This is a genomic window from Pseudomonas sp. KBN12P06040, assembly GCF_037574965.1.
In the GTDB taxonomy this organism is placed as follows: Bacteria; Pseudomonadota; Gammaproteobacteria; order Pseudomonadales; family Pseudomonadaceae; genus Pseudomonas; species Pseudomonas aeruginosa.
The window spans coordinates 82,269-105,427 of sequence record NZ_JBBELS010000002.1 but is presented as its reverse complement, the minus strand read 5'-3'; the positions used below and the strand labels follow the sequence as shown (position 1 = coordinate 105,427).

16 protein-coding genes are annotated in these 23,159 nt (G+C 56.8%); 15 read left to right on the top strand and 1 reads right to left on the bottom strand.

What is annotated here, in order from left to right; translation table 11 throughout:
- The first annotated feature begins 2 nt into the window (after positions 1 to 2).
- From VQ067_RS30935 to VQ067_RS30870, 14 genes are all read left to right on the top strand, one after another.
- Positions 3 to 1,247 (top strand): hypothetical protein, encoded by a 1,245-nt coding sequence (locus VQ067_RS30935; RefSeq protein WP_010792554.1) that lies wholly within the window; start codon positions 3 to 5, stop codon positions 1,245 to 1,247.
- A gap of 41 nt (positions 1,248 to 1,288) precedes the next feature.
- Positions 1,289 to 2,353 carry a radical SAM/SPASM domain-containing protein gene (locus VQ067_RS30930; protein WP_010792553.1) on the top strand — a complete coding sequence of 355 codons (1,065 nt, stop codon included), beginning with the start codon at positions 1,289 to 1,291 and terminating at the stop codon, positions 2,351 to 2,353.
- Positions 2,346 to 4,070 (top strand): radical SAM protein, encoded by a 1,725-nt coding sequence (locus VQ067_RS30925; protein ID WP_340080967.1) that lies wholly within the window; start codon positions 2,346 to 2,348, stop codon positions 4,068 to 4,070. Before VQ067_RS30930 ends, VQ067_RS30925 begins: the two co-directional genes overlap by 8 nt.
- A 46-nt stretch (positions 4,071 to 4,116) precedes the next feature.
- A complete protein-coding gene (locus VQ067_RS30920) occupies positions 4,117 to 5,952 on the top strand; it encodes a radical SAM protein (protein WP_010792551.1) in 1,836 nt (611 codons plus the stop codon).
- The gene (locus VQ067_RS30915; RefSeq protein WP_043315470.1) at positions 5,943 to 9,410 is read left to right on the top strand and encodes a PEP-utilizing enzyme; all 3,468 of its coding nucleotides are present in this window, start codon (positions 5,943 to 5,945) and stop codon (positions 9,408 to 9,410) included. Before VQ067_RS30920 ends, VQ067_RS30915 begins: the two co-directional genes overlap by 10 nt.
- Positions 9,403 to 11,046: a radical SAM protein gene (locus VQ067_RS30910; RefSeq protein ID WP_010792549.1), complete on the top strand. Its 1,644-nt coding sequence runs from the start codon at positions 9,403 to 9,405 to the stop codon at positions 11,044 to 11,046. The genes VQ067_RS30915 and VQ067_RS30910 overlap by 8 nt, the downstream gene beginning before the upstream one ends.
- A complete protein-coding gene (locus VQ067_RS30905) occupies positions 11,043 to 12,224 on the top strand; it encodes an SPASM domain-containing protein (RefSeq protein ID WP_010792548.1) in 1,182 nt (393 codons plus the stop codon). Before VQ067_RS30910 ends, VQ067_RS30905 begins: the two co-directional genes overlap by 4 nt.
- 13 nt (positions 12,225 to 12,237) lie before the next feature.
- On the top strand, positions 12,238 to 12,873 hold the full coding sequence (locus VQ067_RS30900) for a 2OG-Fe(II) oxygenase (RefSeq protein WP_010792547.1): 636 nt from the start codon (positions 12,238 to 12,240) through the stop codon (positions 12,871 to 12,873).
- On the top strand, positions 12,870 to 13,631 hold the full coding sequence (locus VQ067_RS30895) for a hypothetical protein (RefSeq protein ID WP_010792546.1): 762 nt from the start codon (positions 12,870 to 12,872) through the stop codon (positions 13,629 to 13,631). The genes VQ067_RS30900 and VQ067_RS30895 overlap by 4 nt, the downstream gene beginning before the upstream one ends.
- A gap of 134 nt (positions 13,632 to 13,765) precedes the next feature.
- Positions 13,766 to 14,878, top strand: coding sequence for a hypothetical protein (locus tag VQ067_RS30890; protein WP_043315467.1), 1,113 nt, complete (start codon positions 13,766 to 13,768; stop codon positions 14,876 to 14,878).
- Between the two features lie 2 nt (positions 14,879 to 14,880).
- Entirely contained in the window at positions 14,881 to 15,198 is a 318-nt protein-coding gene (locus VQ067_RS30885) for a hypothetical protein (RefSeq protein WP_010792544.1), read from the top strand.
- Positions 15,176 to 16,336, top strand: coding sequence for a transcriptional regulator (locus VQ067_RS30880; protein WP_021018425.1), 1,161 nt, complete (start codon positions 15,176 to 15,178; stop codon positions 16,334 to 16,336). The genes VQ067_RS30885 and VQ067_RS30880 overlap by 23 nt, the downstream gene beginning before the upstream one ends.
- A gap of 8 nt (positions 16,337 to 16,344) precedes the next feature.
- Entirely contained in the window at positions 16,345 to 17,361 is a 1,017-nt protein-coding gene (locus tag VQ067_RS30875) for an ATPase, T2SS/T4P/T4SS family (RefSeq protein WP_010792542.1), read from the top strand.
- Between the two features lie 623 nt (positions 17,362 to 17,984).
- Complete coding sequence (locus VQ067_RS30870) at positions 17,985 to 18,566, top strand: hypothetical protein (protein WP_340080966.1); 582 nt, start codon at positions 17,985 to 17,987, stop codon at positions 18,564 to 18,566.
- 343 nt (positions 18,567 to 18,909) lie between these two features.
- On the opposite strand, the gene VQ067_RS30865 is transcribed toward VQ067_RS30870, so the two are convergent.
- Complete coding sequence (locus VQ067_RS30865) at positions 18,910 to 19,650, bottom strand: EAL domain-containing protein (RefSeq protein WP_225317821.1); 741 nt, start codon at positions 19,648 to 19,650, stop codon at positions 18,910 to 18,912.
- Between the two features lie 165 nt (positions 19,651 to 19,815).
- Here VQ067_RS30865 and VQ067_RS30860 point away from each other — a divergent pair, with 165 nt between their 5' ends.
- A complete protein-coding gene (locus VQ067_RS30860) occupies positions 19,816 to 22,506 on the top strand; it encodes a PD-(D/E)XK nuclease family protein (protein WP_021018421.1) in 2,691 nt (896 codons plus the stop codon).
- Positions 22,507 to 23,159: the final 653 nt, after the last annotated feature.

Genomic DNA, 23,159 nt, shown 5'->3' with positions numbered 1-23,159 from the left:
CCATGACAGTTCAAGTTGGAATGAGAGTTTCGGACCTTGAAGGGATCTTCCTTGCACAGTCCAGCCATCTTCAGACTTCGCCCGAACACGAGATCAAGCGGGATGTATCGTACTTCAACGTAGAGTGCGACACGACTCTCAAGCGCATCCCTCGCGATGCCTGTCACTTGGGCTTGCGTGCGCAGAGTCACCCAGACTCACCGGACCTTCCCAGCGACGACTTCACTTTCAGCTTGATCTTGGCTGCCGGCAGTCTCAATTCGGTGTCGATCGACATCCCTTACGATTGCACCGTATCGCCCGACGAATTGCTGATGCACGCTGAATCCTCGGGCTTCAACATCAACCTGCTCCCGCCAGGGCACACCACCGTCGTCGACGAGAAAGTGGAACGCTACTGCGAGGTACTCCGTACCTACGGGAGGATGTGGCTTGCCTCGCCTCAATCGAACATCCGTGTCGCGCCAATCGATGGCTACCTCGAATACCTTTTCGGTGTGGCGGCAGGGCACATTCCGGCATCCATCTCGACCGACGAGATGATGAATACTTTATTCACCGAAGGCATGCCTGAAGTGGTTATGGAGTACGTGAAAGTCGTAATTCACGACGTCATCATGGAGCACTTTGGGACTGAGGATGCTTTCAATGAGATCCTCGAAAAGGTGGCCAAGGCAATTCACCTCAAGCAAGCGCAGTTCCGTGACTCCCGAGCGCGCATCCTGGAGGAAGAGCTCGACCTACGAACACCGTTGCCCAATCTCATTCGGATGGTGAGTAAGTCCACGGGGCTTAGCCTGTCCAACGCTGCCGGCATGCTGTACGAGCTGAAGCACGGAGTCCACACGGTATTGGATAAGTACCTACCACCGGATGAGCCCGCGGTTGAGGGGCAGGCTACCCCTCCGGTGAATACCCGCCAGGCCAAACTCGCCAATGCCTTAGGGGCTGCATTTGCTGCAGCATTCGGTATCGATGAGATGGACCAGGCATGGGCAGGCGTCGAGTCCACCCTGCAGGTGCAAGAGCGCATCAACCTCGATCACGGAACTGTTCAACCTGGTTCCGTTGCGTCGCGCATAGCCGTGGCGATGGACGTTGAGCCGAAGATTGCAGCGCTGGCCACTGGTGAGTTTCTTTCCATGATTCGAGCAGTTCTTGAGGCTGGAAACCATGTGAGCCCGCCTCCGCCTCCAGCACCCAAACCGGTACCTGCACCCGCCAGCGGCCTTATCGCTGTCGGCTGATCGGTCCCTCATCTCAATGGGATGGGGGATAGGGGGGAGTGATGGCAAAATCTGAAGCAGTTGGGTTCATCAACGTAACTCGCCAGTGCAACGTTGACTGTAAGCGCTGCTATTTAACCGAGGCCAACCGGGCCGCCGGTGAGCGACTCCCCACCTACACGCTTGCAGCCTTCCTGACATCCGATTTCTGGGCAGACCGGCCGGTGACCCTGATCTGGGAAGGTGGAGAGCCAACGATCGTGGGCCCTAGTCGCATGCAGTTGTACGTGGACCAGGCCCGAGGCCTACTCCCACACGCTTCCCAGACCATGGTGACCAACTGCTTTTCTGTCCCCAATTGGCTCATTGATCTCTCTCATTCGGCTTTCAACGGCCAGGTTGAGACAACCTTCGCCCTAGGGCACAAGTTCAGCCTATCGGGCTCTGAAGATCTGTATACCCGGCGTTTCCTCACTGGCCTGAACCGCTTCTGGGATGCGGGTGTGGTGTGTACCGTCAACGTCGAACTCAATTCCGAGACCATAAAGCGCGGCCCGACCGCGTTGGCGGAGCTTATGCTCTCCACGAAGGCTAAGGTCTGGGAGTTCGACATCTCTGTTGACTTCCGGACCTTCCTGGCAGAGCCAATCTACCAAGCATCCTCGGCGCCGGAGCTCCCGCTCACCGCAAGCTATGCAGCCGTTTGGACCTTCCTTCACACGCTGGAAGCCACCCATGGCCGGCAGCTTAGGGACGCCGGGATTACCATCGGCGCACTGGAGCAGGTAGCCGGCGAGGCCAACAACCAATTCAACGTCCTGTCAGAAGATCGATTTCTGACCCTGAACCCGGACGGATCTGTAACGACAAACCCCCTCTATTCCGATCTCGAAGGGACGTTCCTTGGAAACCTCCAAGACGCACCTCTTGACGAATTGCTCTCATCACCCCGGCGCCTGGCCCGCGTTATTGCCGAACGGCGCCGTCTCCTGCCTTGCAGGTCCTGCCCTCATTTCAGCTACTGCTCCGGCGGACCCGCCCATGTGCCAGTCACCGATGGCTCTGGGGAGTGCGCGGGTGGGAAGGGAATGTGGGACCTGCTACTGGAGAAGATGCGCTGTGCATAAACAATCCCGGTTGAATCAGGCCAACATCAGCATCACCGCTACCCGATGGTGCAATCGGCGGTGCACTCACTGCTACATCGATCCGTCGGAGTTGGCCAATCCCGTCGAGATGGAGGAAGGGGTTTTCAGGGGGATTTTCGACCGTGTCCGAGACCTCGTAGCCCTGGACCGCGGTTTGGAGGAGGTCGAGTGGGAAATCATCGGCGGCGAGATCACCAAGATGCCAGTCGAGTTCTGGCGTCGAAATTTGCCGTTCGCCCTAGAGCAATGCCGGGACTTCAACGCACAACTCAAGACACCGGGCTCGGTCAACGTCCTATCCAACCTCATTTTCTCTGACCAGCGCAGGCGAGCCGACTACATCGACCTGTTCAACCAGTACGGCGATTGGCCGGAAATGTGCGTTTACACCTCGTGGGAGCCGGAAACCAACCGCTTCGGTAAGCGAGATAAGCTGATGCCCGCCTGGCGCGAGACTGTCAGCGCCCTGAAGGTGCGGCAAAAGATCCTCGACGTCATCCTCACCAAGACCACGGTCGAATTGGGGCCGGACTATCTGTTGGAACAGTTCCTGCCGCTGGGTGTCACCGACTTCAGCATCAAGATGATCAGCCCTTACGGCTCAGGCAAGGCGTTCTGGCAGCCGAACATGATCAGCTTCGCCCAGATGAGTGACTACCTGTGCAGGCTCTTCGAGATAGCGCCTAAAGGCATCACCTTCACGCCGGCAGACGAGATGACGAGCGCCATGTTCCGAGGCACCAGCTATCAGTGCATCGGCAACTTCCGCTATGACCTGGCGGTTGAGCCAGACGGCCTCACCAGCTTCAATGCCTCACAGACCACTTGGGAGGCCGCCCTCGGTGACACCAGGATCTACATCGACGATCCGGATTGGGCGTTCAAGGTTCTTGCGGACAACACCTCGGAGCTGGATAACAAACTCTCCCGCTACCACGACTACTGCTTCCAATGTGAGTTCCACTCCTACTGCGCGGGCGGCTGGTACCACTATCGAATTGCCGAACCGGAGGATGTACGAGCATGGGACTCAGCTGAGTGCCCTGGCTACAAGCGCCTCTGGTCGAAAGTGAAGGATCGATTCGGGGAGTTCGATACACGGATGAACACTCACCATGAAGCTATGCGTGCCATCCTCAAGTCACCGACGGATAGCGTCACATCCAAACAGGTCCATGACGAGATCGCCGGCCAAGGCTTGGCTTTTTACGCCTGGCTAAAGCAGGTGGAGAATGCTCGGGTTGCTCTGAACCCTGGAGCCCAAATCGGCAGACCGCTCATGGAGCGAATCTGGGCGTACCAGGCTGTAGGAGCAACGATAAACCTAAGCTGTGACGATTTTGGAATTCTTTCCAACGATCTGAAACGCCTGGTGATTGAGCACCTGGTATACGGGGACACCCCGGCTCTGCAGCTGGACCCCGCGATGGTCTGGGAGTGGGTGAGAACCTCGCCAGATGACCAGTTGGCCGCAATCGTGGAGGAAACCTCTCTATTAGCCCAGGGTCTGCAAGTGAAGGACAAGGACCTCATTCTGGCCGGCCACAATACTCAACTGCTGCGCTGGGTGCTCTCCCATCCCTCGCCGGCGGGGCCCCCTGCAGGTGAGCACCCTGAGCCAGAGATCAAACTCGTATCGATGCAACTCCAGCGCGAGGCCTCGCTGAGATCCACCAAAATGCGGAACCCGATTTAGCATCCCTTTTTCCAAATTAGGGGCACTCGGTTTCCACTATTAGGGCATGAACATTCTGCCCTACGCCCTTCCACGCAATCGGTCGATCGAGATGATGAGTACCACCATCTCGACCAATCTCAATTGCAACCTGGCCTGCAAGCACTGTTATATCCAACCAGACCTGCTCAGGCGCAAGGAATACATAGACGAGGCAACCTTCCGTCGCGAAGTGGAGGTTATCGTCGAGGCATTCCATCTCGACCAGTCCGTCACCTATCTGCATTTAGACGTGCTGGGGGGGGAGGCGACGCTGATGCCCTTCGAATTCTGGGAGCGGAACTTACCTTGGGTTCTGGACCGTATTTCCGACCTGAATGCTGCCGGCACGCCTACCGAGTTCACCTTCTGCTCGAATCTCATGTGGAAGGATGACCGCTACCTGGATTTGCTTAGGCAGTTCAAGGGGCATCCCGCAATGGACATTGCGATCCCCTTCGAGGGACCAGAGAGTGGCCGGTTCGGCAAAAACATGGCCATCTTCCCCAAATACCTTGAACGAATCGAAGCGCTGGGCGAGTGCAACATGCTCAACCTGGTGTTGGTGATGGGGCAGGGCCTCATAGACCTTGGTCCGCAGTACATCATCGACACCTTCGTGAAGCGCGGGATCAGCGACGTGACCTGCGACATGATCTTCCCGTGGGGATCAGGCCGGTCCTACTTTGATCGAGCGCAGCCGTACTACCGTGACGTGGCCCGTTTCATTGAGGATTTGACTGAACTTGGCGCTCCCTACGGCCTGACTGTCGACCATCTGGACGACATGAGGAAGTCTCTCCGCACACTTTCCCGTTCTCAGAACACACTCAACGACGCCTACGAGTACCACTGGGATCACCGCGGGGAGCTATCGCTGAACCCGAACCAAACCGGTACTGAGGCGGTGCGCCCATACATCAACCTGAATGTTTGGGATCGGAATGCCGCGCTGAAGGTGGTTTGGGGGAACAACAGCGAGCTCGATGCAAAACTGTCCTACGAGCATGACTTCTGCCGAGGGTGTGCCTACCTGCAGGCCTGCAACTCCGGTTGGTACCCTCACAAGCAGCTCTCACCTGAAGTGCTCGGAAAGTACATGGCTGCTCCGGAAGGGGAGTTCAGTTGCCCAGGGTTCTTCCAGCTATGGGAAAAGCAGGCTCAGACCAGCTTCGATCAAGTGGGTGTGACGCGATACGGCAATGCCCGCCGCGAGAGAAGGATCAGAGCTATCGCACGGGCGGCTGCCGGCGAGGCCACAGCCTTCTTCGAAACCAATTATGTCGACGACTACGAAGGCTATTTTGATGCAGTGAGATCTGCCGTCGTGGTGCGGGTGATACCCGAAATGCTCTTCGGCTGCACCGTCCGGCAGCGGCTGTGGTTCTACGATCGCCTGGGCAAACAAGTCGTCTTCGAGGGTGGACTAAGTCGCTTCGGCGAGGAAGCTTCCATCATCGCGCATTCGCTGGCCGGCAATTATCACTCCCTTGGGATCGATGATGCCCTCATCTGGGACTTTGTTCGCCGTCGGCCCGATCACCACCTGTCTGGCTTCATCCTGGATGCCGTGCAGTTGGCCAGGTGGATGGACCTACCAATTGAAGTTGTAGGCGGTTTCCCACGGTGGAACAGCGGGCTTGAAGTGTCCTTCAAGTTCGAGGACCTGATCATGTGGGGGATGACTTGCGCCGTGCCTGCAGACATTGCCGACTCTTTGGACCAGCGCCGTGACCATTTCCTGACCCCGGATGCTTACGAGTACCTGTCACGCATCCACCTGCAGGCCGTGTCTTTTTCGCGAAAGGCGCACGCGGCAATCAGGGACTGGCAGATCACAAAAGAGAGGATGACATGCGTCTGACTTGGATTCTGGGCGCATGTGCCCTGGGACTGTCCTGCAACGCGCAAGCCTTCCCCGTCGTTATCGCCGGTGGCGCAATGCTCCTCGGCGGACCGTCAACGGTAATTGCACTACTGATCGCCGCTGGCGTCTTTGGGTACCTCCGATTCTGTTCGGGCAAGCATGGCAAGGTGAAAAGCCTGGCGTTGGGATTCGCCGCTGGGTTGGCCGTGCTGGCGCTGGTGCTCAATGATCAGCGGGCGAGTCAGTTGGATGCGAATTTCATCGACTCAGGTTCGCCGGCTGAACGCATAACCGAGATTCCGTTTCGGGAAGTTGCTCTGGATGAGCAGGCGCAGATGCCAACGGCTATGGACCCGGCAGAGTTCATCGACAGTTTGGCCAAGCGCACCATCCGCGCGGTTCGAATTGACCCAATGCCTGAACCGTTCTTCCAGGATTTCGGAAATGGAGTGTCGGCGAAAGAGCTCGGCAAAAGCCCAGCTAAATTGCTGGCGCTGATTCGTGAATCGTCGGTGCCAGTGGTGCTTATCGACCAGTATGGAAGCTCGGCCGCTGCTATCTCAGAGGCTCTGAAGGCCCGACTCGGTATTGAGGTTCGATTTCTGGTCGGTGGCACTAAATCTCTGCATCCATACGGCTGGAAGCACCTTGCAAATGAGGAAGACCCTCGGGCCATCCTGCCAAGCCAATTCCCAAAGGTGATTGCCGCAACACCTGGCTTGCAGATCATAAGTGACACAACCCGGGACCAGTTTGAACATGACGGCTGGCTTCATGGCGACATGATTTCGGATCTTCCAACCTTCCTCGCCGGTCTGGATAACATCGTCGCCACCATCGGCGATCGGCCTATCCTGATCTCTGCGGCGGAAGGTTACTTCACCGGTAATACCTGGGTAATCCTAACTCTCCTCAGGTCCCGAGGCCTCGATCCTCAGTTCATCCTTCCGACTGAGGATGAGCTTCTGGTAAAGCCACCGTACTACCGGCATTTCAAGAATGACGAACGACTATTCGGCAACTCGGAGACGTTTTCCTACTTAGAACGCAAGCCTCGTGTCGTGTTTCTGGACTTCCAGCCAGCTGCAGACTGGGCAACTACCCGCGAACGCATCCGCGGGACAGTCCACATCGACATGGAAAAGGTCGCCAGAGGCCAGATGGCCGAGGAGTTGGCCAAGCTGGACCCTACTGCCACTTACGCCGGACTGGGCTATGACCGGCGCAGCAGTTACCACTCACTGTTGGCCGGCGAATACCTGTCGGAAAAGGGGGCCGGCTGGCTGGGCATCAACACTGAGCCGGAGCTATTTAGCCGAGAGCGACTGTCGAATCCCGACCTGTACGACGGTTGGCGCGAATTCTCGGCCAAGGCCCGCAATGAACTTGGCGAGGCGGGCTTCAAGGCCGTTTCCCTTCTGGGAGATGGCATAAAGGGCTATCTCCTGTTCAGCGCCTTACTGGCCCTAGTGTTGACCATCGCCTTCTGCGCAACTCCAACGGTGGCCGCTAAGGGGCTGGTTGCGGTTGCAGCACTCGGCGTCTTCCAGGTTTCTAGCTGGACCCTTGAAGAGTGGGTACGAGCCGACGTGCCTACGGACTGGGTTGTCGCTGTGCAACTGACGGCAGGTCTTCTAAGTGCTCTCTGCTGGACGGCGCACCGGCGCTATCGGAAAAGACGGTTCACTGTCCCATTGGGCGTACATCCTACCGACCTACCAGAGAAGATTCGCTTACTGGCCGAAGCTGCGGAGCATGGCTTCCACGTCCTGCCTGGCGTCGTCATCACCCCTGCCCTGGTCAATTCGACGGGTAGACATCTCCCACGCTGGGCACGCATGAAGCCAACTATTGTTCGCTCTGCTGCACGGTCGGAGAGCTGTGAGGCGACGACTATTGGAATCTACGACTCCCTATACGCCGACGGCGAGCACCAGGTCTGGGCCTCGGCCGCTCAGGTCATTGCCGAGATAGAGCGCTCTGGAGAGGAGGGTATGTGTTTCGTTCAGCCCCGGATTCAAGGCCAAACATTCGGGGTGGCTATGTTCGGTACCGAAGCCGATGACCACATGATCATTTGCGAAGGAGGCCATGCTGACCAGGTTACGGCAGGCACCGCGGCAACGTCGCGTTTTGCAGTACCGATATGGGATGTAAACAGGCTCGACCCAAGAGACCGGGCTGTCTGCCGGGTGCTGCTGCGCCTGCAGCGAGTTATGGGCGCCACGAGTATTGAGTGGGCCCGCTCGGTATCGGGGAAGCTGACCATCCTGCAGGTCAGCACTGACCAACTCGGAAGAATAGGCCTCAAGCACCGTATATCCAAAAACACTCGCCGCTTCGTCGTTGCTCCAGTAGCACACACCGGCAAGCTGGAAGCTGCCGTACTCGCCGCTTGCGCAATCAAGGGGGAGCAACTGACCGTAGGCAGGTACCGGCTGGTTCAAGCCAAGTCTTTCATTGGCGGATTGTTGTCGCTCTATCAGGACATTTCCTCGGCAGTTGACTACACCCGGATGTCCCCGACCATTGCATTTCCCTCCGCGGCGATCATTGAAGCTTTCGAAACAGAGCATCGGGAACGACTGGCGCAGCGCACTTTATGGCTCCCCGACCTCTCTGCCGACACCGAACAGCTGATTGCAGCGGTCACCCACGACCTTGGTCGAATTCGGGACGTGTACGGGCGATTCAACCGGTTGGCGACTCTGGCAGCTGAACTCCGTATCAAGGCGCGCATCAAGGGTTTTTCGCGGCCACTATCCTCGACTGTACTTGGCGCGGCATTGGAAGAGGCAGAGGCGGACGCCCGGGCCGATCTGCTTGAGCGCATGGGATGCCTTTCGCTGAATGGCTTCGCTATCCAGGGTAAGTCGAGTCTGGACGGAGACGATCTTCTCGGCGGCGTTATACAGGCTACCGACTCTCCAATGGCTTGGCTGAAGGATGAAAGTGCGGTGCAGGTCATGTACGAACTGAAGCGCTTGCGCCCATTGCTCGCCGAGATCGAGCAACGTGGGGCAGTCAACTCCCTCATGTCAGCCCTAGACGTTTCAGTTGGTACCGATACTGACTCCAGGGCGGCAGCGCTAGAAACAGTAGCAATGCAAAGCAGGCCTCTCCCGCTGGCCAACCTACTGGCAGGTCAAGACCGAGATCTAGGGCTAAACGCCTTCGTATGGGGAGTACCAGCTAAAGGCATCTGCCTGCGGCTGGCCAGCAAAGATGAGTTCCAACCAGGGGACGCACTGCTGATTGACCGAGCGGAAATGAGCTATCTCCCGCTGATAGCGCGCGCAGGCGCGCTTGTCGTTCGCGAAGGTTCTGCGCTGTCTCATCTCATGCAGCACGCCAGGCGTCTTCGAGTGCCGCACGTGGTCGGCGCCGACATTGGGGATCAAAAGGACTCGGCACTGGTGTTCATTTCTGCCTCTGGAGAGGTGTGCCGTGCATAACGCCCTGGACATGCTCAACGTCTGTATTGCACCAACTCGCCTCTGCAACCTCGGCTGTACCCACTGCTACGTGAAGCCAGAGCTGCTCCGGGATAAGGCCATGATGGACGAGGGCCTCTACCGGAAGACCTTCGATAGCATCGAAGCTCTGTTCAAGGCAGACCGGAAAGTCACCAAGATCAACATCGAATTGCTCGGCGGCGAGCTGACTATGATGCCGCTGGCCTACTGGGAAAGAAATCTGCCCTGGACCCTGGAGGTCATGGCCGGATGGGAGCGCGACTACAACGCCGAGGCCGCCCTTATTTGGTGTACCAACCTGATTTTCAAGGACCCAGGGTACATCAGCCTTCTCAACGAGATGGGCCACCGATATGGCTACGGGTTGGATGTGTTTGTACCATGGGAACCTGACACCAATCGGTTCCTGAAGGACGACAAGCTTCTCCCCAGATACTTCAGAACGCTAGAGGCCATCACCGGCATCAAGCGCAAAACCCTCTGCATCACCATGAGCAAGGCCGTAATTGAGCGCGGGCCTAAGTTCATCGTCGAAGAGTTCGTCAGCCGCGGAATCACCGATATCACCTGCGACATGCTCTACCCGGCAGGCAGCGGCAAGAGTTACTTTCACAAGACTTGTACCTACGGCGAAGTGTCCGACTACATCCTTGCTCTGAGCGAGTTGGTGCCCGACGGGGTGACCATCAGCCCGTTGGTGGAAATGGAGACGGCGTCTGTTACCGCGACCCATTTCCACTACCCGGGTAATGACAGCTACGACCTCGAGGTAGAACAGAACGGCGAGGTGACCTTCAACTCCAGCTACACCGGTGACGAGGCGATACAGCCAACTGAACCACTCTCAGTGCAGGACCTGCGGTTCGCGGAAAAGGCAATCTTCAACAATGCCCCAGAGATGCTGGTGCGCCACAGCATGCCCTACGAGGAGTGTGGCACTTGTGAGTTTGCCGTCGTGTGCTCCGGTGGATGGGCGTGGCACAAGAACCTTCACCATAACCTGCGCAGCATCATCGCCGACGGAGACTGTCCTGGCCTAAAGCGGGTATGGCTGCAGGCCAAGGCCAATGCTGGCGCTGAAACCGACCGCTCCAAGTACCTGGCAGTGATGGAAGCCAGGAAGCGGGAAGGGGCGCTTCGGCTCCGGGTTGCAACCGCGAACATTGAGCGCGGCCGGGAAGTCCCCCTGATCGAGGATTCTTTCGCCGGCGCCTACGACAGCTTCTTCAATGAGTTCGACCGACCCCGGCTCGTAGAAATGATGCCAGGCGCCCTGTTCGGGAAGTCTTGGGCCGAACGCTTGTTCTTCTATGATGCGATCGGCGCGCAGATCGACACGCCGAAAAATTGGTATGCAGACGCTGCAGAGGAGGGTGGTGAGGAGCTTTTCCGTCACATCCTGTTTGGCAATTACCAGTACCTGACTTTCGATCCAGTGCGCGTGATCAGCGAAATCCGGTACCGGCAGCAATGGAAGCTCGCGCGCCTGGTTGAAAACATCATCGCTGACCTAGCCGCAGGGAGCCCAGTTCGGGCGCTGTTGGGGGGCGCGCATCTCGATGAAGTGGTGCTGATGTGCCGGGAGGCAATGGCTGCCATGGAGCTCGCCGCATGATTCATCAGCCCTTCACCTTGCACATCCGGATGACGAAGTCATGTAACGCGGACTGCAGCTACTGCAGCAGCTGGATGGAGAATGCCTCGTCGCGGATGTCGCCTGCCGCTTTCATGAAGTCAATTGACTTCATCCTCAACCGAGCACTCCCCCAGATCGGGGCTGCGCCGACGTTCCTATCGGCCCAGTACATAGGGGGCGAAATCCTCACCGTTCCTTACCAAGAGTTGAAGGAGTGCGTTCGGTATTTGCGGAAAGCGTGCGCCCAACACGGAATAGAGATGCAGGATGGTGCCCAGAGCAACCTGATCGGCACTCCGGAGAAAGTTAGTCGACTATACGACCTGTTCGAAGGCCGCCTTGGCACCTCGGTTGACGATTTCAGCCAGGCGCGCACAGTGAAAGGCTCGGCGGACAACTACCGGCTGATCTGGAAAGAGGCAGACCATTACCTTCGAAACCAGCGGAGCACCCCGGGCGCGGTCTTCGTCCTGGATCAGTCAGGCTTGAACTCTGCTAGGCAACAGACTCGGCTCGCCGCACGAGAAGGCCGCATGCTGACACTTCGTCCGCTGTTTCAGGGAGGAACGCCTGGCCAAGCCCTTCAAGGGGCAGAACGGACGATGAAGGCACTCCTAGAGACCTTCGACGACTGGTTTATGCGCTACCCGATTATCGTGGAGCCCTTTTTCCACCTCACCACCGCGCGCGTGGCGTCCTTAGCCGGTGGTAACCACCAGATGCCACATGCCTGCGCATTCCAGGCGGACTGCACTCAGCGGTCTCTCAGCTTGGAGCCGAATGGCGACCTACACGTGTGCCAAGAAATGGCGGACGCGGGGTTATCTCGGGTGGGCAATGCATTGGACGGTGTGATCGATACGGGACTGTTAGAAGCTCTGGCGGCCCGTTCAGGGCGGCTCTCTGCCGACTGCCAGGCCTGTCCATTTGTTAAGGAGTGCCAGGGCGGCTGCATGTTCGAATCGATCCAACAAGGGAACGGCATGTATGGCCGCTCTGCGCACTGTGCGAGTTGGAAGGCGCTTTTCAGACGCATCGATGCCGGCATTCAGGAACACGGACTGGAGGAGGTTAGAGGCTGGCTCCACCGCATCGAAACCCGACATCACAACCACAAGCTAGACGGCCTATTCAAGGCAAGTCTGGCCTCTGCATAGCCGAGGAATTTCCGTGGTACTGAATGACTTGTTCCGCACTGGACACTGTGTAGGCTCGATTCCCAAGGACCAAGCTGATGCGCTGCTTCGCTTGGTCAAGCAGGACACTTTCCTTCCTGACAAACCTGGAAGTCCTGACATTGCAGAGTGGGAGTCCGACGACCCCTCGAAGAATTTGAACGTGCCGCCAGAGTATCTCTCGTTCATGGAGAATCTCGGCAGCAGCCCAGACCTTGAGCACTTCCGGGCACACATGGGGGATTGGAGCAGAGTGAATGTCATGCTGCAGCGTGGACGACGTGGTGACTCTATGGGATGGCATCACGACGCATACGACCCCATGCACTTGATCTGCATGGTCTATCTCAGCGACGAGCTGTGGACCCCCGAGGACGGGGGCCTGCTTCAACTCGGTGAAGGCGATATCGACGACATGGGGTTCATCACCAAGGACATCCATGTTCACTCCTCGGTTTCCCCGAATCACGGGACGCTTGTTTGGTGCATCAACACCAATCCGCGGTGGGTTCACCAGGTCACCGCAATCAACACCGATAAGCCCAGGTACACCCTCATTGGGCAGTTCGGATATCGCGAGAACGTAATGCGGAGCACTGTACGGAAACGCTACGGAGAAGCTCTCCGATGAGCAGAAATCAGCTATCACTCCGCCGTTTCAGATTCCACGATGCCCTGATCACTTCGCCTGTGGAGTTGAGTTGGCGCGGGAGATTGCTGCGAGTAATTGATGCCTGTTTCGATGGCATCTACGGCTCATTGCACCCAGAGGTCCTGGTGGTCGGGAACGATGTTCTGGTCAGCCTAGCCCTGGCATTACATCTGGCCGAATGCGGTTTTGAGGTACTGATAAGCCCCGATAATCTCGACATCGAATCGTGGCCTAATCCTCACTACTCAGCAAACAACCTGGCCATCTTCAGCACCTGGACTGATGAAATGGCGGAGGTACTCGGATCACGCTTCGGCAAGGGCTTCGAGGTCGCAAGCATTGCATCAGCAATCGGCGCGCTCTGTGAGGGCTGCAAGCAGACGGGTAGAGTCTCAATTATCAAGGACACAGCGCTGCAGAGTGACCGTGGGTTTTGCCGCGGTGCCCCAGGGAAGCATCTACTCTTTCCTTTGAGACCCGATATCAGGCAGCAGGCCGGTCTTCACCCATTCTGGAAGGTCATCACCGCTCGGTTGCCCTCGATTCAGTTCAATCATCGGGAGCTTGAATTCGTAAGCACTGGGCTAGTGGTCCTTACCTCACACCCATCCCGATTTTTACATCCAGAAGCATCAACTTGTTCAAGAGTTGGGCAGGCTCGAGTCAGCGTTACAGACGTTTCCGAGAAGGGCCGCCACAACGATCTACGGACAGCGCTCGCCCTGAGGATTACCTAATGCAGCCAGGCATTTCATCGTCCGGGGCAACCGGGCGAAACAGCTTTCTATTTCAAATAAACGTGACTCGACGTTGCCAGCTGCGCTGCTCCCACTGCTACATCCTTTCGGACAAAAAGGACAAGAGCCCCGACATGACGGAAGAAGAATTCCTGCATGTTGTGAAGGGCATCGTCGAGCACATGCAAGCCGATCACAACTTCTCCCAGCGCTACAACCACGTGGACATCCATGTGATTGGCGGGGAGCCTTCAATGCTAGGGGTTCGGTTCTTCGAATCCGCGCTCCCGAAAGCCAAGGCTCTGCTGCGAGGCATCCCCCAGGCAGTCGACTTTTCTATTGTCACCAATTTGGTGACTCAAGAAGCCCTTGAGGTGGCCCGTCTGTTCGATAAGGTGTCCACCAGCTACGAACGGTCAACGAGATTCAACAAGCGTAAGCAGGAAGAAATCTGGCGGCGCAACGTGGTTACCCTGATGGCGGAATCCAAGATGCCGGGGGTTTCGGGGCCGAAAGATTTCTCTGTCACCACGGCACTTGTACGGCCGGTCGTTCAAGCCGGAGCAGCTGCGATGATCGAGGAGCTGGTCGACCTTGGGTTCACCAAGATGCACTTCGGGTTCTTCATCCCGTCAGGTGACGGCGACCTCAATGCGAAGCTCATCCAACCAAAGCACCGTGAGACCGCTCAGTTCTATATCGAGGCGCTTGACTGGTACCTAAAGCATCGCGAAAACATAACCGACCTCTGGATCAACCCATGTGAGTCCTGGTTGGAGGCTGTCTACCGCGGCGAGAGTTTAGATGACGTGGTTTGCCCGATTGTCCATGGTGCGCTTGATATCGACTCCGATGGGCGGACTATCAGCTGCATCGAGAAAGGCGGTACGAACGATTACACCAGCCATGGGAACATCTTTGAAACGCGCGAGGTGATTCAAGGTGACGGTTCCAAGGCCGTGGAATTCGTCAATACCATTCATGACGTCCTCACCTCGCCGAGCTACCTGAAAGAAGTGGCCAATGCTAGGCGACTTCCCGCTGCCTGCCGGGCTTGCGATGAGAGGATGCTTTGCCAGGCCAACTGCGGCGTTCTTCACGAGCAGTGGAATCAGCAGGACGAGTGCCCGGGCTTCAAGACCTTCATCAAGAGGGTTCGCTTCCTGGTAGAGGAAGAGGGAGTGCGACCGAAGTCCGTATTGCAGGGCGCAAACCAGCTGCCTCAGAACATCATTGCGGTGGGCTGACCATGACCACTGACAAAGGGCCCAGTTTTCTCTCGATCTTTCCGATTCTCGCAAAGCTGCTGTTCTCGTATGGGAAGCGTTTGCTGAGCGTTGACACACTCGTGAGCCTGGAAAAGAAAACGGGAGCGGGTTCAGGTGAGCGCACTCCTGAGGAGATAGCGCTGGACCAGGCGCTCGAACGTAACCCACATCAGTTGCAGATCAACATGGAACCTGGCCACAAACCGACACCGAGCATTGCACAACTGCTTGAGCAATCTGCCGGTGACCGCCTGGTAGTAAACGAGGAGGCCATCCGTGCTGCCCGTAACGCAAAGTGAGCCATTTGAAGGCCTCACGGACACAATTGAGAACGGGTATTTCGTTTTCACCTTGATGCCGTCGTTGTACTGCCCTTACAACTGCAAGCACTGCTACCTGAGCAAGGAACAGCGCAGCGACAAGACTCTGATGTCGCTCGACGACTTCAGGATGGTTTGCAGGAAGATTCACACCTACTTCGAGGAGCAGCAGCCGCCCCGCAGGACGATCATCGCCTACAACTACGGCGGTGAGCCCACCGCGGCGGGCCCTGAATACTTTCTCGCCTACTCAAGAATCATGGATGAGGAACTGCCGGCATCGGCCGGCTATGAAGTCCGGCATGTGATGCTCACCTCGATGCTTGGTGTAGACCTCGATGTTTGGGCGCCAATCTGGCATGAGCATTGTAATGGCTATGTTCAGACCTCCTACGACGGAGACATGCGCTCCAGCAACTACGTGCGTAAGTGGGAGGCCAAGGTACGTGAAGCAGTAGGCCGCGGCTTGAAAGTGGCCACGATCAGCGTGGTCAACTCTGCTCTGCTGGAACAAGGCGCATCCCGGACACTGGATCTGCTTGCTGAACTTGGAGTCGAGGAGACTGGTTGGTTGCCCTTCATGCTGAACGAGCAGAACGACAGGCCTGGCCAATACGATCGCTTCGCCCCAACCATGACTGCCTTCAACGACTTCATGATCGAGATGCTCAACCACTGGTACAGGGGCAAGGTCCAGGGGCTGAAGATGCCAAGCATTGGTGAGGCTCATTTTGCAGTCAATCGCGCCGCCGGCAGCGACCTTAGCAACATGGCAGGGCAGACCCTGTTTCTACTCCCTGATGGAAAGTTTGTACTGCCCAACTATCGGGATGGGTGGAAGGAGTACATGCACTCCTTCGGCAACATTCTGGAGCCGGAGACAACGTTCCGAGACATCCTCTGCTCTCGGGAGAGGATCTTGTACATGCGGCGACAGAGCACGCGGAACAACAATCCCGAATGCCGGCACTGCGAGTTCCGGAACGCATGTCTGTTGGAGTTCGCCAAACCCAATAAGCCCAACGATGAATGCTTCGGTGCGAAGCGCTTCGTTGCGCACGCTATTGCTCGCAACGGTATCGAGCCGCTGTTGAGCGGTCCCGTCACGCTGTATTAGGAGATTCCATGCTGCTTAAACCCAAGGAGTTCGACGCCGAAGCGTTTGCCAAGGAAGCGACGAACATCACACTCAGCGAGCGCACCATGGAGATGGTCGACAACTTTGGCCAGGTCCACAGCCCGGAGATCCTGCCGATCTGGAAGGATTTCTATGAAAAAATGCTAGCGGAAAAAGGGAAGGGGAATAAGCGCAAATCTGCTGACTTCACGATCCCCTTTAATGGTTACCGTTACCGCTGCAACCTGGCCAACTCAATGGATGGTTGGGTAATCGCGATGCGCCGCCTACTCCAGGGCAAGCTGAATTTCCAAAAGGACCTGAAGCTCGATTACAACGTCGTTAAGTCCCTCATGAAAGGTGCTGGCTTGACGCTATTCGCAGGCGTGATGGGTTCGGGTAAATCCACAACCATGTTCTCAGCGCTGGAGAATATGGACCCTCTCGAAAGAGGGTTGCTCGGTACCTGTGAGGACCCCATCGAGTACATCTTCGAAGGCGGTGGCGTCATTCAGCGAGAGGTCGGAGAGCACGTAGAAAGCTTTGAGCAGGCCATCCGGGACTGTGTCCGGCAGAACAGAAAAACCATCATGGTCAGCGAGATCCGAGATCCTGAAACGGCCAACGCCGCTCTGCTCGCTGCATCGACAGGTCACTCCGTATTCGCGACGATCCACGCTGATAGCGCACCCGATGCGTACACCCGGATGCTGGCACTGGTTGATCCCCGGTATGAAAGACTTGTCCCACAGACACTGCGCGGAATCTTCTGGCAGCACATGCTCCGCTTCTCGGACGGGCAGCGTGCTCCACTTCCCATCTATGAGTCGATCGAGGTAACTGGAGCTGTGCGTCAGATCCTGCAGGGTGGTCCGGAGAAGCTGCCTATGCTGGCGAACGAGATGAAGCGCCAAGGGCGGCGGAACATGGCGGAAACAGCCATGGCGTGGGTAACAGCCAATAAGGTGTCGCGAGAAGAAGTACGCGAATTCACAGATCGTCGTGGAAGGATCAACGAGCTCTGAGTCATAACTACAAGGCAGGGACGCCGAGCTTGTTGGCCTACAAACCACATCAATGACCGTTATCCTGAATCACTTCGGAATTTTCAAGGGCAGCTATGAGTGCTACTACCAAGCCAAGTACACCAAAGAAACGCGGCGCTATGGGAGGTGGTTGGGTCGTGCTGTCAATCTTCACACCAGTGGCAATTCTCATGCTGGTAGCCTCGCAATTCCCATCTATGATCGATCGCAGAATCCAAGTGAAGAAATCTCAGGAGCGATTGGCGCAAGAAGCGATGCCCCCTGCCTTAAGCACAATAGAAGTCGTTTTGTCGGACGGAAATCGGCAACAAAAACGCAGGGAAGACGAAGGAGTTAGAGTTAAATGAACAATCAAAACGAAGCACCTAGCAAAGGAAGGATCAGCTTTTTGAGCTTTGTGATACAGAATATATATTCTCTGCTGTGCTACAGCATGCTATTAGGCGGCTTTGGCGTATTGCTTCGCGCACATATAATGCACAGCGAATGGCTGTACTCCCTAGGGTATATTGGACTACCAGCTGGGGTTGCGTGCTACTTTCTGGCAGTAAGATTTCTCCACCGCAACATACGGCCTTTTGTTTACGTAATGGCAGTGCTACTTGTTTGTGCAAGCATTAGCTTTGTTGCAGGGGCATTTACTGGTAACTAAATCATTGAACACAGCTTCTTCCGGAACCGAATTCATAGTTCAGCTGTTGGAACGCTCGGCAGGTGTAAAGGTTGAAGGGGGCCTGAGGCAGACCTTGATTTCAATACTCCAGGATCTGCCCGAAGGAGCGAATGTGCGCGATCTGCAAAATGCAGTTCTTGGCATCGAGACTGAGCAGGTCAAGCCCTTGCTTGACGCGCTCGATCAGATGGCCAACGCCCCGTTGCGCTCCCAAGATGAGTATTGGCAATTGTTCAAAGCTGGCGAACTAATCCAGCTGGATGCTGGCGAGCCCCGCGTCCTGAATCTTGCATCATCCTTCCACAGCGACGCGGACAGCATTTTGGGGGTATTCGAGGCAGCAAGCGGTACAAAGCTCAGTGATTCCCAACTCCGAGCAGCGAAAACCGCTGGCCTTGAGTTAGCTGCGGGTGGTGAACCTACAGTGCGCTCATTGGTCGAGCGCTGGGCGCTGGTCGAGGGGCTGGAGGATTTCGCTGCAGCAGTCAAAGCAGCAATGATGCCGGCCTGAAGTGGATCAGCACCCAAAAAGCAAAGATTTGATCAAGGCTCAAAACTGAACAGGAGCAACAACATGAGAAAAACTGCATATCACCTGGGAGTATTCGCATTCGGAATGCTTTCCGTAGGACAGATGGTTCCTGTTCTGCTAGGTGATGAGTCTTTAGGTAACTGGCAATTCGCGGGACTCACCTTGACTGTACTCTTGACCATTGCCTGTTCTTACAAAGCCTCCGCTTCCAAAGACGTGGTTGAGAGCTGAAAGTAAGCCAGATCGGCTATCCCCGGTCTGCCTTCCAGGACCGAGAGGGACGGGCTCGGCCGGTTAGGTAAACTCCTAAAGTACGGGATGTTCAACCGAAAAGGTATTCTGGAAGTGCCGGGCGGCCAAAGTAGAAGCCTTGGCAAAATTCGATCTCCAGAGCCCTGGCAATTTCAAGCTCAGCTGCGTCCTCGATCCCCTCGAGCACCACACGTTTCCCTGCCGCCCTGCAGTCACGCACAAGCTTCTCTACCTCACCCCGGACTGCAGGGCTCTCAGCGATGTCTCGTGTGGTCCGACGTGACAGCTTGCAACCGGTCACAGCGCGGTTCATCAAGAGTTGCCTCTTCGCGAATCCATCCCTCATGTCATCCAGCATCACAGGCATCGCCTTGAGGTTGAGACGCTCCAAACCTTTAACGATTTTGCAGGCATCTCCATCAGCGGATTCAGTGATCTCGAACGTCATTCGGGATGTGACTCCGTGTCGGTCAAACTCCGATATTGCGTGCTCAATGAATCGGATATCGCTGACGGAGATCTGCGAGGCGTTCACCCAGAGGTGCACATTCGGAAACGCTCCAGCGATCCGAGCCGCTTGAGAGACCACCCACCTATCAAGGTCGACAATCGAGCCATCAGCCTCCGCGCTTGCAATCAAGCGCGCGGGGGCAGCTAACTGGGTCCCTTCGACCACACGGAGCAAACACTCATAGGCAATGGCTGAGGGATGGCGGCTGCCAAGGTGCATGACTGGTTGGACAACCAGAGCGAGTTCCAGGCCAGGCCCTGCACAAGCTCCTACAGCAATACTTCGGGGACGGCTGATCATCATGGAAGGGGAATCGCTTCGGCTCTTTCCCCAATAGTGGAAATCGACTGCCCCAAATCCGGTGGTCGGGTGTGAAAATCTGCATGCGAAACTGGTTCGCCCGACGGGTGGTGGCACAGCAGACGGACGTTAATCTGGCTCCATCTACTGTGGAGACCAGAACAGATGAAATTCCTGAAAGAGTTGAGCGACCTGAACGAAGGCACCCTGGTGCTGACATCTACCGAGCGGGTTGCCCGCCATCTGAGGCTACAGTCGGCATTGCTGCAGTCCATGTCCGGCAAAAAAGCCTGGTTTAACAAAGGGCGAATTCAAACCGTCACGTCGTGGATCGAAAATGCGTGGCTCGAACTGATGCCGGCAGAGCAACTACTGTATCCGGTACAGGAACTGGCAGTGGTGAAGGGCCTCGCAGATAGCTCCGGCCTGATGCCAGCAACGCTGATTTCCTCTACTGCGACCTCTCGCCGTATTGGTAGCGCGTACTCCGAAGCCCTCAAATACCAGATCCCGATGGATCAAGAACGGTTCCGGTTCAAGCGCGAGCTGGAAGTCTTCTGGCAACTGCAAGAAATGCTTCGTCGGGAGTGTTCCTCCCAGGGCGTAGTCTTCCGAGCTCAGCTCCCAGGCTTGCTGCTGAAAGCGGTTCAAGAAGGTCTGGTTGAGCTTCCAAGCAAAATTGTCATTGTCGGTATCCTCGACATGAACCCTGCAGAGAAAGTGCTCTTCCAGGCAATTGCTGCTCGTGGTGTCGAAGTGGAAGAAGTGGACGTCGCCGGTGACCGCTCTACACCTCAGCTGATCCGTGCAACGAACCAGGGTGATGAGTTCACGCTCGTTGCAGAATGGGTGAATAATCACCTCTCACCTTACGTTGACACTCCGCTCGCGGCGCCCCAACTTGCGATCCTGGTACCCGATATTCGGAATTTCCAAGCCCCGCTGATTGAGGCACTTTCGCTGCACTGCAGCCCGGCAACGCTGATTCCAGGCGAGTCTGATGCTGATATGCGGACTCCATGGGATATCTCCAGTGGCGCGACCTTGGGCAGTCGCCCTCTGGTCCGTGCCGCTATGGACCTTCTGTCCATCACTCCTCAAGAGGCGGACTCCGAGGCCTTCAGTCGTGTTCTGCGCTCGCCGTGGATCGGCGGTGAAACTTCTGAAGGCCGCGCGCGTGCATTGCTGGATATCTGGCTGCGCGACAACATGGGCCTTTCCATGGGTGGAGAGGACTTCCTGCGAGCAATCGGCGTATACAAAGGTGATGCAGTCCCTGACTTCAGGGAACGCTTCGCAGGCTATCTTGCTGCCCATCTCAACGGAGCGGCGAAGCGTTATCCGTCGGAATGGGCGGAGCAGTTCAGCCAGGCGCTGGTAGGGATGGGCTGGCCGGGAGGCAAAGAACTCGACTCGGCCAACTTCCAGACAATGAAGGCCTGGGACGAGGCACTGACCCTGTTCCGCACCCTCGACACACAGCTTGGTCGTGTGGAATATCCTCGGGCGTACATGTGGCTGCGGGAAATCATCGATACCCGTCAGTTCCAACCGCGTATCTCGCACGTGGCCCCGGTTTCGATCCTGGGGTATGAGGATGCAATCGGCTTGCACTTCGACGCAGTGTGGGTACTGGGGGCATCGAGTACCGTGTTGCCCGCCCGAGTGGAGCCTTCCCCCTTCCTACCGCTGGAGCTCCAGGTGGCGGCTGGGATTCCAGGCGCCTCCAGTGAGGGCGCCTTGGCTCGGGCAGAGAAGGTGGTCGCAGCACTGCTGAGCACGAGTGCTGATGTAACAGTTTCCTGCCCCGGTCATAACGACAAAGGCGCCTCGGTTTCCTGTAGCGAACTGTTCGGTTCCTGGCCAGCAGCAGCTCCTTCCGTACATTCTCATGGGCTGTTTGTCGACCAACTGTTGGGTATCCTCGATCGCAGCCAAGTGGTCCCTGAAACGGTCGCCCCCGTATCCGCGGATGAGCTCGCCTGGATCAAAGGCGGGGTGAGAATCTTCAAGGACTATGCAGAAGCGCCCTTCCTGTCCTTCGCTCGAAATCGACTGCGCGCCGAAATGTTCCCGGAGCCTGTCATCGGTCTCGACCCACGCATTCAGGGAACCATGGTGCACCTGGTCCTCGAACTGTTCTGGACTGACGTTCGGACCTCGAAAGCGTTGAAGGCCATGAGTCACGGCCAACTGTTTGACAAGATCCGCGACACGGTTTCGAAAGCATCGGAGCAGTTGCTGAACAAACTGGTCTGGCGCTACGGAAAGCGTGTTATCGCGCTTGAGCGACTGCGGCTGGAATCGCTGATAAATGACTGGCTCTATCTGGAGTCGAAGCGCACACACGACTTCGAGGTCCTCGGCTTCGAGGAGCCACATGACATTGCAGTTGGACTGGTCAACATTACCGTCAAGGTCGACCGGCGCGACCGCATTTTTCTGACCGAGGATGAATCTGAGTTCAGGGACGTGGTGATTGACTACAAGTCTGGAGCTTCGATGAGGATGACCAGCCTGAACGCTGACACTCTTACGGAGCCTCAACTGCCCATCTACGCGACCAAGATTGATTTCCAACAGAATGGCGGAAAGCGAATCGACGGTATCGCGCTGGCACAGGTCAACAGCAAGAGCCTGGGGTTCCATACCCGATCCAATTTCACGGGTGAGCTGGCACCAAGGACCGGCAAGCATAGTGGCGTGGATACCGAGGGCGCTTGGGATGGCCAGTGCGAGGCGTGGACGAATGCGTTGGACAAAATGAGTCAGGGCTTCACCGACGGGGAGGCCTGGCTGCAGAATGGCGCACCGCTTCCCATGGGATACGAGTATCTCGGTATCCTCACCCGTTGATCCCGTCCCCTGGCCCATAGGGCCAGGGGAACCTCCTTTGAGAACCAAATCGTGGAACAAACCTCACCACCAGAAATGCTCTGTCAGTTTGCGGAAAGGGCTCTTTCCTTTCTTCGCAACATTGGCCTTTCAGTGGAAGTCGTCCCTGGGGCTGCCGGGTTTATTGATCACGTCAGGATCAAGGATGGCGGCCTCCAGGTAGATCCGCGCTGCCCTGCATCAGGGCTCCTACATGAGGCTGGGCACCTGGCAGTGGTCCCAAAACGCTACCGGCACTGGATGTCTGGGAACCTCTACGCAAGCTTCAACCGAATGCTCAAAGATCCTGAGTTTCTGGCGCAGGAGCCGGACAGCCCTCTCTACCGTGCAGTGATCCAGGCTACTGACCCTGAGGTTACGGCCTGGGCCTGGGCGGCAGGACGATTCCTGGAATTCCCGCCAGAGGTAATAATCCAGGACGACGAGTACGACGGTTCAGGTCGAAACATCAGGATTCTGTTACAGGCCAACTCCTACATAGGCATCAACGGCCTTTCCCATGGTGGCTTCTGTGTACGGCGAAAGACTCCGTATAGAGCGCTACCGCAGTATCCTGAGGTGGCTTTCTGGCTTCAGCCGTAAGGGGTGGTGGCACACAAAGCGGCCGTTAATCT

Bases quoted from the DNA above. Each gene is read 5' to 3' on its own strand.
- VQ067_RS30935 (WP_010792554.1), top strand. From the start codon at position 3: ATGACAGTTCAAGTTGGAATGAGAGTTTCGGACCTTGAAGGGATCTTC.
- VQ067_RS30930 (WP_010792553.1), top strand. From the start codon at position 1,289: ATGGCAAAATCTGAAGCAGTTGGGTTCATCAACGTAACTCGCCAGTGC.
- VQ067_RS30920 (WP_010792551.1), top strand. From the start codon at position 4,117: ATGAACATTCTGCCCTACGCCCTTCCACGCAATCGGTCGATCGAGATG.
- VQ067_RS30915 (WP_043315470.1), top strand. From the start codon at position 5,943: ATGCGTCTGACTTGGATTCTGGGCGCATGTGCCCTGGGACTGTCCTGC.
- VQ067_RS30905 (WP_010792548.1), top strand. From the start codon at position 11,043: ATGATTCATCAGCCCTTCACCTTGCACATCCGGATGACGAAGTCATGT.
- VQ067_RS30895 (WP_010792546.1), top strand. From the start codon at position 12,870: ATGAGCAGAAATCAGCTATCACTCCGCCGTTTCAGATTCCACGATGCC.
- VQ067_RS30890 (WP_043315467.1), top strand. From the start codon at position 13,766: ATGACGGAAGAAGAATTCCTGCATGTTGTGAAGGGCATCGTCGAGCAC.
- VQ067_RS30885 (WP_010792544.1), top strand. From the start codon at position 14,881: ATGACCACTGACAAAGGGCCCAGTTTTCTCTCGATCTTTCCGATTCTC.
- VQ067_RS30875 (WP_010792542.1), top strand. From the start codon at position 16,345: ATGCTGCTTAAACCCAAGGAGTTCGACGCCGAAGCGTTTGCCAAGGAA.
- VQ067_RS30865 (WP_225317821.1), bottom strand. From the start codon at position 19,650: ATGATCAGCCGTCCCCGAAGTATTGCTGTAGGAGCTTGTGCAGGGCCT.
- VQ067_RS30860 (WP_021018421.1), top strand. From the start codon at position 19,816: ATGAAATTCCTGAAAGAGTTGAGCGACCTGAACGAAGGCACCCTGGTG.